This window comes from Asaia prunellae JCM 25354 (assembly GCF_000613885.1).
GTDB classification, from domain to species: Bacteria; Pseudomonadota; Alphaproteobacteria; order Acetobacterales; family Acetobacteraceae; genus Asaia; species Asaia prunellae.
The window spans coordinates 1-14,774 of sequence record NZ_BAJV01000020.1; the positions used below are offsets into that span (position 1 = coordinate 1).

The 14,774-nt window shown below is 56.1% G+C and carries 21 protein-coding genes; 1 reads left to right on the forward strand and 20 read right to left on the reverse strand.

Annotated features, from left to right (window positions below; genetic code table 11):
• Window positions 1–119: 119 nt before the first annotated feature.
• The 10 genes from JCM25354_RS14110 to JCM25354_RS20380 form a co-directional block, all read right to left on the reverse strand.
• A complete protein-coding gene (locus JCM25354_RS14110) occupies window positions 120–347 on the reverse strand; it encodes a hypothetical protein (protein ID WP_025886486.1) in 228 nt (75 codons plus the stop codon).
• Window positions 344–532, reverse strand: coding sequence for a hypothetical protein (locus JCM25354_RS14115; RefSeq protein WP_025886487.1), 189 nt, complete (start codon window positions 530–532; stop codon window positions 344–346). Before JCM25354_RS14115 ends, JCM25354_RS14110 begins: the two co-directional genes overlap by 4 nt.
• Window positions 529–882, reverse strand: a complete 354-nt coding sequence (locus JCM25354_RS14120; RefSeq protein WP_025886488.1) for a RyR domain-containing protein — start codon at window positions 880–882, stop codon at window positions 529–531. Before JCM25354_RS14120 ends, JCM25354_RS14115 begins: the two co-directional genes overlap by 4 nt.
• A complete protein-coding gene (locus tag JCM25354_RS14125; RefSeq protein WP_025886489.1) occupies window positions 879–1,211 on the reverse strand; it encodes a hypothetical protein in 333 nt (110 codons plus the stop codon). Before JCM25354_RS14125 ends, JCM25354_RS14120 begins: the two co-directional genes overlap by 4 nt.
• Entirely contained in the window at window positions 1,208–1,447 is a 240-nt protein-coding gene (locus JCM25354_RS19230; protein WP_051537428.1) for a hypothetical protein, read from the reverse strand. Before JCM25354_RS19230 ends, JCM25354_RS14125 begins: the two co-directional genes overlap by 4 nt.
• On the reverse strand, window positions 1,444–1,935 hold the full coding sequence (locus tag JCM25354_RS14135; protein WP_025886491.1) for a lysozyme: 492 nt from the start codon (window positions 1,933–1,935) through the stop codon (window positions 1,444–1,446). The genes JCM25354_RS19230 and JCM25354_RS14135 overlap by 4 nt, the downstream gene beginning before the upstream one ends.
• Window positions 1,935–2,258, reverse strand: coding sequence for a hypothetical protein (locus JCM25354_RS14140; protein ID WP_025886492.1), 324 nt, complete (start codon window positions 2,256–2,258; stop codon window positions 1,935–1,937). Before JCM25354_RS14140 ends, JCM25354_RS14135 begins: the two co-directional genes overlap by 1 nt.
• Complete coding sequence (locus JCM25354_RS14145) at window positions 2,258–2,851, reverse strand: hypothetical protein (protein WP_025886493.1); 594 nt, start codon at window positions 2,849–2,851, stop codon at window positions 2,258–2,260. Before JCM25354_RS14145 ends, JCM25354_RS14140 begins: the two co-directional genes overlap by 1 nt.
• 117 nt (window positions 2,852–2,968) lie before the next feature.
• Window positions 2,969–3,262, reverse strand: a complete 294-nt coding sequence (locus JCM25354_RS14150; RefSeq protein ID WP_025886494.1) for a hypothetical protein — start codon at window positions 3,260–3,262, stop codon at window positions 2,969–2,971.
• Window positions 3,259–4,056 (reverse strand): KilA-N domain-containing protein, encoded by a 798-nt coding sequence (locus JCM25354_RS20380; RefSeq protein ID WP_025886495.1) that lies wholly within the window; start codon window positions 4,054–4,056, stop codon window positions 3,259–3,261. The genes JCM25354_RS14150 and JCM25354_RS20380 overlap by 4 nt, the downstream gene beginning before the upstream one ends.
• A gap of 877 nt (window positions 4,057–4,933) precedes the next feature.
• On the opposite strand from JCM25354_RS20380, the gene JCM25354_RS21190 reads away from it, so the two are divergent.
• Complete coding sequence (locus JCM25354_RS21190; RefSeq protein ID WP_148301537.1) at window positions 4,934–5,266, forward strand: hypothetical protein; 333 nt, start codon at window positions 4,934–4,936, stop codon at window positions 5,264–5,266.
• Here the strand turns inward: JCM25354_RS21190 and JCM25354_RS14170 are convergent.
• From JCM25354_RS14170 to JCM25354_RS14215, 10 genes are all read right to left on the reverse strand, one after another.
• Window positions 5,183–7,030 carry a hypothetical protein gene (locus JCM25354_RS14170; protein ID WP_025886497.1) on the reverse strand — a complete coding sequence of 616 codons (1,848 nt, stop codon included), beginning with the start codon at window positions 7,028–7,030 and terminating at the stop codon, window positions 5,183–5,185. The genes JCM25354_RS21190 and JCM25354_RS14170 overlap by 84 nt on opposite strands.
• Window positions 6,991–7,410 (reverse strand): lytic transglycosylase domain-containing protein, encoded by a 420-nt coding sequence (locus tag JCM25354_RS20390; protein WP_025886498.1) that lies wholly within the window; start codon window positions 7,408–7,410, stop codon window positions 6,991–6,993. The genes JCM25354_RS14170 and JCM25354_RS20390 overlap by 40 nt, the downstream gene beginning before the upstream one ends.
• The gene (locus JCM25354_RS14180) at window positions 7,410–8,957 is read right to left on the reverse strand and encodes a hypothetical protein (protein ID WP_025886499.1); all 1,548 of its coding nucleotides are present in this window, start codon (window positions 8,955–8,957) and stop codon (window positions 7,410–7,412) included. Before JCM25354_RS14180 ends, JCM25354_RS20390 begins: the two co-directional genes overlap by 1 nt.
• Before the next feature lie 3 nt (window positions 8,958–8,960).
• Window positions 8,961–9,722, reverse strand: coding sequence for a hypothetical protein (locus JCM25354_RS20395; RefSeq protein ID WP_025886500.1), 762 nt, complete (start codon window positions 9,720–9,722; stop codon window positions 8,961–8,963).
• A complete protein-coding gene (locus JCM25354_RS14190) occupies window positions 9,719–10,075 on the reverse strand; it encodes a hypothetical protein (RefSeq protein ID WP_025886501.1) in 357 nt (118 codons plus the stop codon). Before JCM25354_RS14190 ends, JCM25354_RS20395 begins: the two co-directional genes overlap by 4 nt.
• On the reverse strand, window positions 10,072–10,386 hold the full coding sequence (locus JCM25354_RS14195) for a hypothetical protein (RefSeq protein WP_025886502.1): 315 nt from the start codon (window positions 10,384–10,386) through the stop codon (window positions 10,072–10,074). Before JCM25354_RS14195 ends, JCM25354_RS14190 begins: the two co-directional genes overlap by 4 nt.
• Window positions 10,359–10,841 carry a hypothetical protein gene (locus tag JCM25354_RS14200; protein ID WP_148301539.1) on the reverse strand — a complete coding sequence of 161 codons (483 nt, stop codon included), beginning with the start codon at window positions 10,839–10,841 and terminating at the stop codon, window positions 10,359–10,361. The genes JCM25354_RS14195 and JCM25354_RS14200 overlap by 28 nt, the downstream gene beginning before the upstream one ends.
• Before the next feature lie 64 nt (window positions 10,842–10,905).
• On the reverse strand, window positions 10,906–12,321 hold the full coding sequence (locus tag JCM25354_RS14205) for a hypothetical protein (RefSeq protein ID WP_148301540.1): 1,416 nt from the start codon (window positions 12,319–12,321) through the stop codon (window positions 10,906–10,908).
• The gene (locus tag JCM25354_RS14210; RefSeq protein WP_148301541.1) at window positions 12,294–13,841 is read right to left on the reverse strand and encodes an autotransporter outer membrane beta-barrel domain-containing protein; all 1,548 of its coding nucleotides are present in this window, start codon (window positions 13,839–13,841) and stop codon (window positions 12,294–12,296) included. The genes JCM25354_RS14205 and JCM25354_RS14210 overlap by 28 nt, the downstream gene beginning before the upstream one ends.
• 113 nt (window positions 13,842–13,954) lie before the next feature.
• On the reverse strand, window positions 13,955–14,656 hold the full coding sequence (locus JCM25354_RS14215) for a hypothetical protein (protein WP_148301542.1): 702 nt from the start codon (window positions 14,654–14,656) through the stop codon (window positions 13,955–13,957).
• Window positions 14,657–14,774: the final 118 nt, after the last annotated feature.

Below are 14,774 nucleotides of genomic sequence, written 5' to 3' on the forward strand. Positions count from 1 at the left end.
TGTTCGGGACGCAGGGGCCGGAGGTTCGAATCCTCTCACTCCGACCAGATAAATCAATGGCTTAAGCCGTTGCAGCGCAGTGGCTCCGATGTTCAGGCGAACACAGCCACCCATTATCCCTATAGATTTACCTTGTACTGCCCCGCCAGATCGTGCGATTCTGCGAGGGCTGCGGCGGCGTGGATGGACACGCTTGAGGACAGGGGTAGCTGCTCGTTCGATCCGAGCGCCTGACGCGATGTGTCTGAAACTGCATCGACAGCCGGTATCAAGCCCGGCACGCAGCAATCATCTTCGGTTTGATAGGCAGGGGCGACTTTCGGGTCGCCCTTCGCTTTTGTGGTCACGATGCCTGAATAGCGGCATCCGTATCCTGCGCCTGCTTGAGCGCGGCGGCGATCTGATCCTTTGTCGGACCATCACCCGATTTGACGGCGGCGATCGCGTCCTCAATCACCTGAAGGATATTCGGGAAGACCTGAGCGACTGCAACAACAAGCTGCACAATCTGGGCTGCAAAGGCTGCGTTCATTTCGCGATCTCCGTTTCAAGGGATCTAACCACCGCAAGGAAAAGATGGTCCTTCACTTTCTGCTCAGAGGGAAGGGCTTCATAAGGAACCATGCAAGGATGCTCCTTCTTCGCAACGTCTTTGACGGGGCCATAGATCCAGCCATCAGCCTCTTTCACCGCAAGCCACGACTTATGCGAGTCACTCGGGCGGGCGTCTGGGTGAGAAATAACGAACTCGACACCCGATATCGCAGATGCTTTTTGCCATTCAGGTGCTTCGCTCCATGGTGCTTGCGACTTGTCGCCATGTGCAAGGCAGAGCGCACGATTTACCTCGTGACAGACAAAGGCGATTTTCTGAATGTTCATTTCGCGGTCTCCTTGGCGATCTGGGCCTGAAGTGCTGCAACCGCTGCGGTTGCTGCTGACACCTCAAGCGCGGTGAGGGGATTGGACGACTGAAGATCGGTCCCGAGCGGCGTAATGACCTTCATAGCGTCCGCACTTGCCGTCTTGATTTTATCTCTGATCGTCGGGTCTGCGCCTGGCTGCTTCATATAGGCCAGAGCCAGCGGCGCTGTAGCGTTGTAAGCCTGGATGGTAACATAACCGGCATTGCGAAGATTGGTCTGACTGGGATCGCACGCCGTCAGCGTGACAAGGCAGAGTACCCCGAAGAGGGCGCATAGTCGTTTCACTTGGATGAGCCTTTCACATCGTCAGCGTTCGCAGCGTGCTTGCCGTTCATCGCGAGCTTGTTGATGAGCAGGTAGATGGGAAGCCACTTCGACCCAGCCGCAGGGCGAGGCCAGAACCGGGCGATCACGGCAGCCAGCGCGATCAGGAAAGTCCCGATCAGCGTAAGGTCGCCCGCAATCTGCGCAGGCAGAAACGGCAGGAGCTGGGCAAAGAGCGTTTGCCAGTCGATGGTCATGAAGTGACTCCGGTTGTGGGGATATTCCGCCCGAGAAACACTGCGCTTTCGATCTTGCGACGACGCTGCAAGCCACGCAGAACGATGAGCTTTCCGTTCACCGTGGCCTTGTCCCAGACGAGAAACTGTTGAGCTGCCGACGCATAAAGCCGCTGGTTCAGAAGACGGACCAGCGTTGAGCTTCTGGCGGCATTGCTGCCAACATTGAACTGCCAGGAGAGCAGGGCGCCTTCCTGATAGTCAGTGAGTGGTACGGTCACGAAGGAGCGCAGCTTTTCTTGCAGCGTCACAACGGTCTGACGCAGAAGGTTGAGCGCTTCTTCTTTCGTAATGGGGCTGGTGGTGGCTGTTATCGGCTTTCCGTTTGCCAGAAAGCGGTTGCCATAACCGATGGTCCAGTAATTGGCGGGGCAGAGATACGGACTGAGGCTCAATCCCTCGAAATCCGGGCGAGAGATCAGCGCGAGGGCGATATCAAGTCCGGTCATCACAGTTTCCCCAGACTGTGGAGCAGAGCATAGACGCCAACAGCTGCGCCCCCACCAAAACCAGAAGCCCCGGCAATGATGGTTGCGCGCAAGGTCAGCTTGTCCTTGATTGGGACTATCTGGTCAGAAAGTGTCTTGAATCCTCGCTCCATCGCTTTTTCGGCGTGTTCTGCGCGCACACGGTTTTCACCGTGCTGTTCTGCGTTTTTCTCGCTCATGGCAGCGAGACCAATTTCGATTTTATCGAAGCGTTCGGTTACAATGGCCTGGTCGCGTTCATATTCCCGGCGACTGACAAACCCGTTCGGGTCAAGATCGCTCATCACCACTTCCCGGCCTGAGAGTTGATGAGGAAAGGCACCCAGGTAGGCGACCCGTTCACGAGCAGGCACCCTACATAAGTGCTTGCATTCGTTGAGTTCGTGTCCTTGTAAATGTAGGACGAACCTGCATTGTGGTCAGCAGTCATAGCCGTCCAGAACTTCTGACCATCGGGAACATAGGCGATCAGAGGGGGGGTGCATGGACGGGGCAGATCATCAAACGCTATCGAGGGCGGAGAAAAGCTGGTCGTAACAGCCAGCGTCTGAACCGTACCGCCTGTTTTGGGGAGGTACGTTGCGGACGCCTGATCTTTAGTGAGGTAGGATGAGAGGGTATTTCCAAGATTGACATAAAGTGGATTGTTCTGCGTTCCGACCCGGCGCCCGTAACTGAAAAGCTCGACCGGGGCAGCCGCCTGACCAGAGGAAGCCGAGGCGGAAGGAACAACAGAAGAAATCGCCGCAAAAATCGGGTTAGCTGATGTGCCGACGCGCTTTCCCTCAAGGAAGGGAGAGACAGGGTTTGCGGCCTGCGACTGCGCAAACGCAGTGCCGGGGAGTACGAACGGAAGAATAAGCAGAAGCCGACGCATGGGGGATACCAGACTGATTTTCCCGCCCGGCCATTACTGGCGCGTCGTATGTTTTTTTTACTGCTAACTGATGTCCGGCGCAATGAAAAAGCCGCCCGGTAAGGGGCGGCTTCTCTGTTACGCGAGGGCAGGGCGCTTTCTGGCGTTGCCTGACACCTGCCGCCTGCGGATATCCTGCAAACGCGAGAGGATTGATTTCTCCTCGTCGTTTTCCAAAACATCGAGGTCGCGCCAAGCCTGCATGATCGCCTGAGCGCCTAGCTTCAGCCTCTCGCGCTGAACGTCGAGATCACGGTTATCGCCCTGCGCTATGGCGAGACCGGCATGAAGCGCCGATCCGATGTTTCTGCCTACTTCTTCCGCACTCATGCGCTGGGGCGATGTCTGCCCGAATACCGCAAGCGCACTCATGACGCTGCCTCCTTCGGGCGGGTGAAAGGGCGCAGGTGCTTCACGATCCGGTTGGACCATTTGAGCTGAGCCTGCGATCCCTTGCCGTTGCTCCGCGTCGTGTCGAACATGCGTCCAAATGGTGCGCCTTTCTCGGTCGCCTGATAATCGCACCCATTGGCAGATGCAGGAACCTTGATCTGATAGCCCTCCGCGATGAGCAGCTTGTTCACAGCCATGGCATTGAGGCCGATCTCTTTCCCGATCTCGGTCGCCGTCAGGTAGGCGTCATTGTTCGGGGCAGCAATCGACGTAACGCCCATGACCTCAAGCGGGTTGATGCCGGTCATGTTGAACGTGCCACGAGCCGCATGAAGGCAGTGCTGGTTCTCGTCAAAGCCGGGAAGGGTGCGGGCGATCTTGAGAAGGCGATTGTATGTCGTGTCGATCGCAGGCTTGCGGGGACGCTTGGGTGCAGGCAGCGCCTTGCCCTGCACCATCGCATCAAACGCCCGGATGACTTTCAGGTGAAACGCCGGGCTGATCCACATCGCATAGGCGTAAACGAGTTCCTTCGCGACGTAGGTGCCTCGGCCTTCGTTTGGGCCGGTCGTAACGGTGTTTGTGGGGTAAGCAGGAATTCCTGCCGACCCTTCCAATTCAACGACCAGAGCCTTTGTCTGCGCGTTTTCGAGCCACAGGCTTGGGCGCTTGGCATTTTCGCCGCCCGATGCCTTGTGGCAGTCATTCAAGCAGTAGCGGCCTTCAGCGTCCTGACGGATGGCGGTCGTGATGATTGTGAGGTTCGTGCTCATGTGCGGCCTCCCTTGATCGCAACCGGCACGATCTTCACCGAGAAGCCGGAGGAAAACAGGAGGCGTGCAACCGCAATTATGGTATGGATGGCATTAGCCGTAGGCATGGGGTTTGTTCCCTGCTGATGGTTAGGGCCGCTTGCGAGGTGCGAACTCGCTTGCGGCCTGTTTTTTATCGCGCTATAAAATCATAATGTCAATAGATAGCGCCAAGAAATCAAAAAGAGGAAGGCCCGCCATTGATAGCGAGGCAGTCAACGTGCGGATTGACCGCGAGTGCCTAGAGGCGTTGGATGACTGGAGACGAGATCAGTCTGATTTGCCGTCACGCCCAGAAGCTATTCGACGTCTGATACGCATGACGGTGGGCAAAAAAGCGCCCTAGAAACTCGGTTCGGAAGGCGGTTTGTATGGTTCTTCAATCTTTCTATTAATGTCATGAACGCTGTATTCTAGGTTCTGGATGCTATCGTATATCTTCTCCATTACATTCCCGTTACGTAAGAATGTATTGTGAGCATTTTGATCCATTCGGACGATATCGACATTTATACTCACAAGGGTTTTTAATATTTTGTTGCCAACTGAATAAATGCACAGAATTAAGGCGCATACTGCACCGAACAGGGTGTCCAGGTTCGCATGAAGCATTTAAGTTCTCCGGAAGATGATGTAATTTTCGCCAAAACCACTCTCCTGCTTTGGCGATGAAGAGAGTTTCGTTTTTTGCGCCTAGAGCGGCAACAGATTCTCTGCGCCTTCGTAATGGAGGCGCAGACCCTCTATACCAACTGCTGTTGACCCGACTCCGGGCACGGTGGTGGGGCAGCATTAGAAATTTGGTGAACACTCTGAGCGGCTCTGATAGCCTTGCAGAATGATCATCCTCATTGTTGGCGGCCTGATCGCCATTGCCCTCTGGTTCACCTGCTCCGGCATCGGCGGAGTGGCCATGACGCTTGCCCTCATATTTGTGACGGGTGCCGGGAACTGGTTCGTTCCGTTCCCATACCCAGAGGACATGCCGTGGGAGCAGATGAAGTGGTTGCATTACGAGGGCTTCGCTCTTGCTGCCCTCATAGGTTTCGCGCCGTTCCTTCTCGCCCAATATGGCGGTTGGCGCCAGTCAGTCCGTGCGCGAAACGAGGCGTTGTTTTCTGGTACGATCCAGAGCGGGCGTGATCGCGCCCTGACCAGAGATAAGGGCTGACGCTGCCTTGCGCCACGGACTCTCCTGATCGCCTCTTGCTCCGCGCTTGATCAGAGATTGAGCCAGTAGCGGATTGTCCATGTAAGTGCGGATGCCAGCTCGCAATGGGGCGCCTGCAATTAAGGGAACGCTTGCTGCAAGTGCAATTTCGGGAATTGACGTATGTCCGGTCAAAGCTGCGCCCAACATCATGGGAGCCTCTGACAGCGCTAGACGTGCGCCAGATCTGCCTGCGGTTCCGCTATTGGGCTCTGCCTTCATAAAAGCCTGTCCAATATCGGCCAAATCACCAAGATCACCAGCTCCACGCTGCGCCCGGCTGCGAAACTGAGCATTGACGCGCGCTTGCAGAAGGGGCGGTGAAATCGCGTGTTCGTTTGCCCCGGCCTTTGTGGCAAGCGGTTCTATCGTTTTCAGATTCTTGTATTGCAGCCGGGCGTCTCTCAGTTCTGCAAGAAGATCCTGCCGCCCATCTGCTACAAGAGATCGCTCCATAGCCTCATCAAGTGCATCCCGAACACGCCCGGCGTGATAGGAAATATTCGGGTCAGGATGCGCCATAGCGCGCGCCAATGGTGTATTTGCACGCGTTAGGGCCTGGTACTGCGCGCCGGTGATATGCCCATCCTCTCCGATTTTGCCGAGCACATCACTGATGCGGTTCTTTATCGGAGTGATTTCGCCGGGGGTGACGTCGCCCTGCGCCTCCTCCTCAATGCGCGCCAGATCATTGACCAAGGTGTCATCTGCCTTGATGCGCGTCTCATGGGCAATGCGGTCCATGCGCGCCCCAATACGGCCTTGCGCCTCTGCCAGAACGTCAGGTGTGAGGCTTTCGCTGTCTGCGCCGAACGTCCGTGAAACTGCCCGAGTAAACTGGTTGATCTGATCTTGCGTAGTATGGCCCCCGCCTGCCTCATCTGCGAGATAGCGCATACGGGAGGATGTGCCGATCTGCGGCGCAGTCAGATCAATGCCGAAATCTTTCGCGCGTTGGGCGAGGGCAGCGCGGGCCTGACTTATACGCCCGCCAGTCAGCGCTTCCGCGCCTCTCCTGATTGCCCCGCCTGCTGCCGCCAGAACAGGGGCTGCGACCGCTCCAATCTCCGCACCGTGTAACGCTGCTGTTCCAATATCCTCATTACCGCCACCCGACGCCGCCGCATTGGCTGTAGCGCCTTCCGCTGCGCCGCGACCAATAAGTCCTACCCCGCGTGCAATAAGGCCACCTGCAAGACCAGCCCCGCGAGCCCCTGCGCCGATCGCTGCTGTAGCCAAGTCACCTACAGGGCCGACAAGGGGGGCAGAGGCGAGCATATTGCCGCCAATACGCCCGACCCCAGCCGCAACGCTGCCACCATAATCGCGATTGTAATCTGTGAGCGCGTTGGCCTCATAGTTGAGAGCCTTTTGCCGCTTGCTCTCATCAGCTCCTATCATCGCGTCCAGATCGGGTCCCGGCAGGTTCTTGTCTGCCCATTCCCCCGCCTTGAGGGCCGTATCGCCAACATCACGCACGCCGCGCTTGATCCCTGCTCCGACATTTTGCCAGAAGCCGGGCTGTTTTGGCGCATTTACTGTTGCGACTGTTGTCTCAGGCTGTCCAACACCCCATGCCTTATCCATATCGGAAACCGCAACCGGAGACGCTCCTTTGTCTGGAGGCGTTCCCGCCTCATTTTCCTGAGAGGAAACACCCCAAGCCTCGTCCATGGCTTTGACATCTATGCCGGTCTGCTTCGGCTTTTCCTGTTTCGGAGCCATGTCAGGGGTGCTTTCGGTGCGAGGGGAGGGCGAATAAAAAGATGCCACGCGCCCTGGGTAAGCGCTTGTTTCGGCATTGGTCCAATGCGACCGATCAGTGCCCCCATTATAGGCGCGCAGGCGTCCGGCACGTTGCCATAATGGTCGAGATGCTGGCTCAGAAGATTGGCAGCGCCATAAATAGACTGCACAGGGTCCGAGGCGTCCACGCCCAGACGACGCGCCGTATCGGGCATGATTTGCATCAGTCCCGTTGCCCCAGCTCGGCTGCGTGCTTTCGGATCTCCGCCGCTCTCGGCCATCATCACAGCCCTGATGAGAGCGGGTTCGACATTGAACCGACGCCCAGCGTCCTCGATCGTGTCGCTATAATCGGCCATCAGCGCGGCGGCGTCACAAGGCCATGGTCAACGGCGCCTTGGACCTGCTCATAGAACTGCGCCCGCTTGGCCGTGTCCCATCCTTTCATCATGGTCGTGCGCTGCTGCGGCGTCATGAGATCGAACGCATAAACACGGGGGTCAACATGCGAGGACCATTCTGCTGCATAAGACGGCCACTCGTTCGCGTGTAGCTGAGACTGCCCGCCTGGATATTTCTGATTAAAGCCAAGAAGAGCGGCCTGGTTCTGACGGTCGAGAGCAATGTTCGCCTTGACTACATCTTGTGCTGCGAGATTGCTGATATGGGTCGAAGCGTTCCCGGACAGAGCGGTTGAAAGACGCTCATTGCTTCCTGTTGCGCCCGGCTGTGCCATGGCCATCTGCGTGAGGTATTTATTCGCCTCATCGTAAGCGCGCGTCGTGTCGCTTGGTGCAGTGAAGCCCAAGGTCTGGGCATAGCTGACGATCTGGTTTCTCCCCTCGCTGCCGGGGCCTGTGCCGGTCGGACCCAGCTTTTCGAGGGCAGAGAGAGCCGCACGCGATTGATATTGACGCTGTGCGAACCCTGCTGCGCTCTGGTTTGCCGCCGCATATTGTGCGCCTGCTTCGTGTCCTGCCGACTGAGCCGCTTCTGCCTGACCGGGGGCAAGCCCTGTTTCCATTGAGTGAGGGGGCGGTGCGCCATTCCCGTCCTGCGATGCAACCCCGCCATAGCGCCCGCTATTCCAAGGGTAGTTCTCGGCACCGTGGGGGAGCTGCCCTTGCGCATTGGTCTGACTGACAGGGGCTGGAGATACGTTAAGACCATTGGCTTGCATGACGGCACCGACCGTAGTGATGTGCTTTTTCCCATCATCACCGGTGTATTCATAAGGGTGAGAGAGGAATTCAGGACTCAGGTTTTTTGGTGCTGCCTGTGTTGCGCTGAAACCGCCGCCCTGCATCGCAGATTTGCGCGTACCAATGAGGTTAGCATTCCCTGTGTCCATGCTATCGTTAGTGCCATAGACGTTCTGTTCTTGCCCCTGCGGCGCCTGCATCGAGTTGGTAATCTGCGCCACGCCGCCAGCAATGCCGTTTGGATGGCTCCCGATCTGCTGCACGATTGCATCAACCTGGCCCCATTGGCTTTTCGGCAGCACAGCCTTGGCCATGCGAGCGCCTGCGTCCAGATGGGCCGCGTCAGGATTGGCGCCGACAAAAGACATGATGGAGCCTACAGCATTTTTCGATGCTTCAGCATTGGCCAGATCGTCATTGCGTGACGCATTTTGCTGCCGGTAGGCATCAATGGCTCCATATGCTGTCGCTGGGTCGGCAGCCATGGCCGCGCGCGCCTTGGCGTAATCAACCTGACCATCAGCGCCGGTCGCGCCCAGCAAGGCGCTCCCTTGAGCTACGCGGGCATCATATTCGGTTTGCTGCACCCGGTTGGCGAGTAGTGCATTCTTTATCTGCGCCGCCTGACCGGCCATTTCGAGCGGGTTGGCCGTGTGAAGTGGCGTAGGTTGGAGCGCGTTCGTATCAAAGCCAGAGAATGCCATGGGTCAGCCCCCTACGGACGGAAGAGCTTTGCCGCCGTTGAATTGCGCATACGGTGTCACCGATGCGACGTTGTTGTTATAGACGGTCGATCCTTCTCCATTAAGCAGCGCATTATAAATCTGATACTGCCCTATTGTGCTGCCAAGACTAGATAGTCCACCCGCCAATGCGTTTCCGGCGCCGACTGCGGCGGCTGCCCCGCCGTTGGCCCCAGCCATGCGGATATTCCCTGCATTCGTTGCCGCGTTGATGGTGTTATTCCCCTGCGCGGTCGCTGCCTGTCCGCCAAGATCGGCAAGGCTTTTGTAGTTATTGAACTGGTTCTGGTACGTCTGGTCAGCCAGACCCGTTGCATAAGCCGCAGCTCCTTTGAGCGCCGCGCCTGAGTTGGCAAGCCCGCGTGCTGCTGCGGCATTGGTAACGCCCTGCAATCCCTGGTTCTTGATGAACTGATAACCGGGCGTACTTTCAAGAAATTCCTGCGTCATGCCGCCGGAAAGTGCGTTGATCGCGTTGTTCCCGGTCGAGACATACGGATTGAGCAGCGCGTTTGCATCTGTCGCGCTTTGCGTCAGTGTAGGCGCAACCTCGTTTGCCGTGTTGATCGCCGTCTTGCGAGCATCTTGGAGTGCCTTTACCTGCATAGAGGTCGCAGCCACAGTCCCGGCAGCTTGGGCCGCTCCCGCCGCAGCGGCTCCGACGCCTCCGGTCAGATCAAAACAGGCGCCTCCCATATGCGCCAGAGAGCGAAGAAAGGGGATCATGGGCGCTGCATCCCGTAAATAGCTGTCTCACGCACCACGCCGTCAGGCCATGGGAGAGAAAGAGTGAAACGAAAGGCAAACCCAAGGCGAACGGCAAGGTAGCGGGCTGCGCGGTTCTGTGCCTTGATGGCACCAATCAATTCGCACACTGCCGGGAATTGCTGCCAGAACCGGGCGAGAAGGCGACGAAAAGCAGCAAGGGCCTTGGCGCCGCGCATCCAGGGCTCAGCCGCATAATGGGCCTCCCATTGCGTTTCCGTTATCGGAAGAAATCCACCCACAGCACCAGCTTCGCGAACAACATGCGCCCCGACAGGAACATCACACCCGAAAATTTCTGCCGCCGACTTCATGACAGAAGATACCCGTCAATAACGATATTCAGCCCGGCGCCCGAAGCCTGGATAACATCCCCAGCATTCAGAACGCGCGCCAACTCAGGCACGAGGTCCGTCCCTCCGGCAGCGATTGCCCGCCCCGGAACAATAATGAATGAACTTCCATCGGCGCGCTGGAGTGTTACCGAGAGACTGGCTGTTGCGCCTGTCGGATTGGCGACAACGGCTCCGCTTGCGACAGTTGTTCCCGCACCTGCCGCAAAAATGGAACTCAGATTACTGGTAAGGGTGGCACCTTTTACAAGGGTTTGTGCGACGACTGCCATATACGGGTCATGACGCTGAACGTCATGCTTTCATCCGAAGATATCCCGTCTCGCGGCTGGCGCGTCGTAAGGAGCAGTTTAGACAATTCCTCGACTTTTTCCAAGGCTTTTAGTGCTCTGGCCTCGGCCTGACTGGCCCTGAGTAATGCCTGAACTGCTATCGTGTATAGTTTTTGCGTGTCGATAGCCGGTGATGACTGCGCAAGGATTGCAGCAAGCGTAGATGAGCTCTGCGCTGAAGCTTCGGAGTGATCCGCCTTCGCGATTGCCGACTGTGACGACAAATAGGCGATGTCAGCCTCTCTCGCTCCCCATGCCGCGTCAAAGCCGGGGGCGTACCCTGTACGCTCCCACAACCGCCTGATAAATGCGGTAAACTGCATGGTGGCTGTCCCATCCTGATTGCAGATCTTTCCCGCAGGCAGCGGAGAATTGAAATCACGCGGTCCGCTCATGATCGCACCTGATCAATATCAAGAAAAGCACCCATAAGAGACGTCCGGACAGGGGCTGTCCATGTCACACGATAAACCGGTCCCTTGCCATTCCCAGCCGCCACAAAGTCGGCCAGACATTGCCGGAAGCGCCAAGACTCAAGGAGTGCGGCGCGCTGAATGTAGCGCCTCTGTCATCCGACCAATCAACTGCAACAGCGGCATTATCAGCCTGCTGCATATCGAGCATGAACTTTCGATGTATGCCCCTTGTCCCACTGGTTAAAAGGTGAGGGAAGGCGCGTTGCCGTTTTATCGGAATGCCTGCGTCATCAAGCGCGTCTGTGGATACCTGATAAATCGTGCCGTTATCTCGGTCTAAAGCCCATATTTTTCCGTAAGCCTGCGTCCAGAAGAGAGGCCGGATCTGCACTTCATTTCCTGCTGCATCAAGTCCGCTTCGTTCGTGCCACATCCCCGTTGATACGTCATACACCCATGATGAAGACTGGCCAGGAATGGTCAAAACATAAAAGACGTGCCCTTCCTGCTGGTACACAGAAGCAACCGCCGCCGATAAATCCCCCATACCCTGCAAGGAATCATCAATAGGAAATGTCGATACGGGTGCTGCTGTTGTCTGCTGCCCCAGGTAAACGCGTGCATAGCCGGATTGATCGCGCCCCAGCCACATGATTCCCCCATTCGGGGTCGCCTGTGTCGTCGGTAATTTTGCGATCGTGTAGGGCGAGATAACGCCTACCTCTACCGTGACACCCTGCACGCGCTGGAATGGGAAATCCGCAGCCCCGCTATTATACCAGAATTCAATCTGCGATCTGCTGAACAACCATATATATTGGCCTACGACCTCAACGCCAAGGATGGTGTCCAGGCTCGTCGTGTCGCTCGCAACATAAAGACTATCAAAAGGAGTTGTTTCCTCGTCAGCAAATTGGGCTGGGGATACATACCAGTTTGTCGTTTCTGAATTCACAAACAGGAAGAAAGTATCGAGAATGGCGATCGTCTTGCTGCCATAAAAAGCGTCATCATTGATCTGATGCAATGTGCCGTAATTGCCAACCCTAGGCAATGAAGGGAGAGAGCAATACCATCCGCCTTTCGCTGAACCGTCCACCAGAAACATTGTGGTTCCGTTGTCAGAAATGCGAACCGGCCCGATTTCTGATGGAAGAGAGCCTATTGTCTTCAGTGCGCCGGATGCATCCATCAAGATGACATCGTGGCCTATAACAAAAACTGCATCCCCCTGCGTTGTCAGATAAGCAGCGCGCCCACCACCAGAAGACTGGGCCACACGAATCAGCCCCGGCGTTGGGAAATATACGATCCTTGTAGGCTCACCCTGAAAATCTGGAATGGGTTCCGGATACAGGTTAAGAACTCTCTGCGCTGCAATTGCAACTGATCTGGAGGTATATGACCCGCCTGAAAGATTAATGCGTGGCATCAGTTGGGGAACATCCTGGCTTCCCATGAAAATGTCACGGGGTAAGACTGTGCATTCTGAATATGGACAGTGAAGCTGGATTGGGTCTTGGTGTCTGCATACCATCCCGCAGCCGAACCGGGCGCTGCGGTGGGTGATACCGAAACCCAGTAAGGGACGCCCGGAAGACCATGGGTAACAGTTGCAGAAACTGCGTTGGCTGGAATCGTCACTTCTCCGCGTGCGACTGTGATGTATCCGGCATTGCCCTCAACATGAGCCCCCGCAGCGTTGCCGCTAAAGTAAACTCCTACTTGAGAATTGTACGCGAGGTCATTGCCTGTGATGGTGACACCCGTTCCATTGACTGCGCAGATTCCTGCTGATGTACTCAGGTTCGAGTTTAGCGCCCCGGAGCGTGTACCTGTAATCATGACAGTAGCATTGGTGTTTGTATTCAGAAGGTTGATGGAACACGTTCCGGCTGCGCCGTTGGCCCCGTTCTGAAGGAATTCAGCTCCTACAATCTGCGTTCTGAACGCACTCCCAACATAGCCTTCCTGCGAATTATCAAAGACAATCACATCTCCGATCTGAATATCCGCAATATTACCTGTTGTGTATATTCCACGGCCTGTATTGGACTTCGGGATCTTGAAGTCCCGCCCCGTTGCAGCCGTGCCTGCGGCTTCGATGAACGTTCCGCCTGAAACGGTAATATGACCGCTGTAGGTGTCAAAAAACAGCTCGTTATTCCCGTCTGTAGAGAATATTCCGCCCTCAATGTTGATGTTTGAAATATACCCTTCAGGCGTTCCTACGAACCGCGCTCCACCAAGGCCATTGGCGAAAGCCTGCGTGTCCCACCACGGAAGTAATATCATGGGGTTTTTCGTGTTTGATACGACATTGTAGCCATAGCCATCGTTCGTCTGGCTGATAGTGTTGGTCAGGTTCCATTGTGCTGTCGTGTATGTTGCGTTGTTGCTCAGATAGAATCCGTCGCCATAATTGTTCTGTGCCGTCAGGTTTGATGCAACGCCATAAGCCATACCGCCCAGATAAAACCCGGTCCATTGATTGGTGGCATAGATGTCCCGCAGGGTAGCAAATCCGCCCCCACCGCCAGATGTATCAATGCCACGCGCCGTATCAGAAGCCGGAACAACTGAACGATCCACAGAAAAGCCAGACAGGGTGTAATTGGACAGTCCAGCAGCCACAGAAATCACAGGGGCTGTAGCCGAGTTGGAGACGAACGTTACAGACGTTTGCCCCGCACCTACGAGCGTAGTGCCGTTTCTGGTGATGTTAATGGGCGAGGAAACCAGACACTTGCTGATGCCCTGCGGGATCGCAACGTTGTTGTATGCTGAAAGAACAGCATTGATGGCCACTGTGTCGTCGGTTGTGCCGTCACACTTTGCGCCCTTTGCCAGGATAGAAACAAAGGGGGGTTGCAGGAGGCCACCTGAAGTCAAATTTGTAACGGACAGATTTGTTGCAGCGGCATCGTTGATCTGTGGTGCCGTCAATATACCATTCTCGGTATCGGCTTTCTTGCTCATAGCCCAATTCAAACCGGTAGGGCCCGATAGAGAAACGCGTCTGTCCATCTGTGGGACAGATTGTGCGAATGCGACCACAGGCAGGAAGGCCATCAAAGCAACAGGAATACGAATCATAGCTTCTGGATCTCCAGTCCGGGCCAGTAGAACGGGCTTTGGGTGTTGGTGAGTATTGCGGGGATGCCGAGTGTAGGGATTTGGGTATTGGCGGTTCTTATGGTGCCAAGGGCAGATTTGACCATGGCGACCACCGTAGGAGATGCCTCTTGCCCATAAGAGGGCGATAACCTGGCCGCGAGACACCACATGATGGCGTCCCAGTATTCAGGAGGCAGGTTAATAGCGCTTGAGGCTGAAAGATTCGCCGGAAGAGGCTGCTTGTACAGGATATGTATTTCCCACAGACCTGATTGAGGTATGGGCCAGATATACAACTCTCCCTGCTGAAACGCGGGGTTATAGAAAGCCATAGACGGCCATGCACGCAGGGCTTTCATTCCTATTGATGCGTAATCTTCATAAGAAGGAATCAGCGTCAGATTATAGTCAAGCGGCTGAACGCCTGCATCCAGCCCGTTAGTCGGCGTCAGGAAGTCCGCTCCGGAGAAATCAAGCGGGGAAAAATCACCATCCTGACTTAATGGGGCACCGTTGAGCCGCCTTGCGTATGCAGCTTCGATTTTGTCCGGCCTTGTCGGAACATCGATATCGCCGCCCGGACCAATGTAGTAAACGCTACTTCCTGTCGACTGGAATGATGCGTCGGTCAGGTTTGGTACCAGCCAGCGGCGCCGTTGCCATTGAGCCAGCATCATATTCAAATGCCTGACCCCCGATATCATCCCCTGAGGGTCAGAAGTCATCCCCCCCGTGCCCACTCCGATCTGTTCAAGCGCCATGCCAACAAGGTCAGAGACAAGATATCCTTGTGCG

Excerpts from the sequence above, each read along its gene's own strand:
- JCM25354_RS14115 (WP_025886487.1), bottom strand. The coding sequence starts at position 532 with ATGAACGCAGCCTTTGCAGCCCAGATTGTGCAGCTTGTTGTTGCAGTC.
- JCM25354_RS14120 (WP_025886488.1), bottom strand. The coding sequence starts at position 882 with ATGAACATTCAGAAAATCGCCTTTGTCTGTCACGAGGTAAATCGTGCG.
- JCM25354_RS19230 (WP_051537428.1), bottom strand. The coding sequence starts at position 1,447 with ATGACCATCGACTGGCAAACGCTCTTTGCCCAGCTCCTGCCGTTTCTG.
- JCM25354_RS14135 (WP_025886491.1), bottom strand. The coding sequence starts at position 1,935 with ATGACCGGACTTGATATCGCCCTCGCGCTGATCTCTCGCCCGGATTTC.
- JCM25354_RS14140 (WP_025886492.1), bottom strand. The coding sequence starts at position 2,258 with ATGAGCGATCTTGACCCGAACGGGTTTGTCAGTCGCCGGGAATATGAA.
- JCM25354_RS14145 (WP_025886493.1), bottom strand. The coding sequence starts at position 2,851 with ATGCGTCGGCTTCTGCTTATTCTTCCGTTCGTACTCCCCGGCACTGCG.
- JCM25354_RS14150 (WP_025886494.1), bottom strand. The coding sequence starts at position 3,262 with ATGAGTGCGCTTGCGGTATTCGGGCAGACATCGCCCCAGCGCATGAGT.
- JCM25354_RS20380 (WP_025886495.1), bottom strand. The coding sequence starts at position 4,056 with ATGAGCACGAACCTCACAATCATCACGACCGCCATCCGTCAGGACGCT.
- JCM25354_RS21190 (WP_148301537.1), top strand. The coding sequence starts at position 4,934 with ATGATCATCCTCATTGTTGGCGGCCTGATCGCCATTGCCCTCTGGTTC.
- JCM25354_RS14170 (WP_025886497.1), bottom strand. The coding sequence starts at position 7,030 with ATGGCTCCGAAACAGGAAAAGCCGAAGCAGACCGGCATAGATGTCAAA.
- JCM25354_RS20390 (WP_025886498.1), bottom strand. The coding sequence starts at position 7,410 with ATGGCCGATTATAGCGACACGATCGAGGACGCTGGGCGTCGGTTCAAT.
- JCM25354_RS14180 (WP_025886499.1), bottom strand. The coding sequence starts at position 8,957 with ATGGCATTCTCTGGCTTTGATACGAACGCGCTCCAACCTACGCCACTT.
- JCM25354_RS20395 (WP_025886500.1), bottom strand. The coding sequence starts at position 9,722 with ATGATCCCCTTTCTTCGCTCTCTGGCGCATATGGGAGGCGCCTGTTTT.
- JCM25354_RS14190 (WP_025886501.1), bottom strand. The coding sequence starts at position 10,075 with ATGAAGTCGGCGGCAGAAATTTTCGGGTGTGATGTTCCTGTCGGGGCG.
- JCM25354_RS14195 (WP_025886502.1), bottom strand. The coding sequence starts at position 10,386 with ATGGCAGTCGTCGCACAAACCCTTGTAAAAGGTGCCACCCTTACCAGT.
- JCM25354_RS14200 (WP_148301539.1), bottom strand. The coding sequence starts at position 10,841 with ATGAGCGGACCGCGTGATTTCAATTCTCCGCTGCCTGCGGGAAAGATC.
- JCM25354_RS14205 (WP_148301540.1), bottom strand. The coding sequence starts at position 12,321 with ATGGGAAGCCAGGATGTTCCCCAACTGATGCCACGCATTAATCTTTCA.
- JCM25354_RS14210 (WP_148301541.1), bottom strand. The coding sequence starts at position 13,841 with ATGAGCAAGAAAGCCGATACCGAGAATGGTATATTGACGGCACCACAG.
- JCM25354_RS14215 (WP_148301542.1), bottom strand. The coding sequence starts at position 14,656 with ATGATGCTGGCTCAATGGCAACGGCGCCGCTGGCTGGTACCAAACCTG.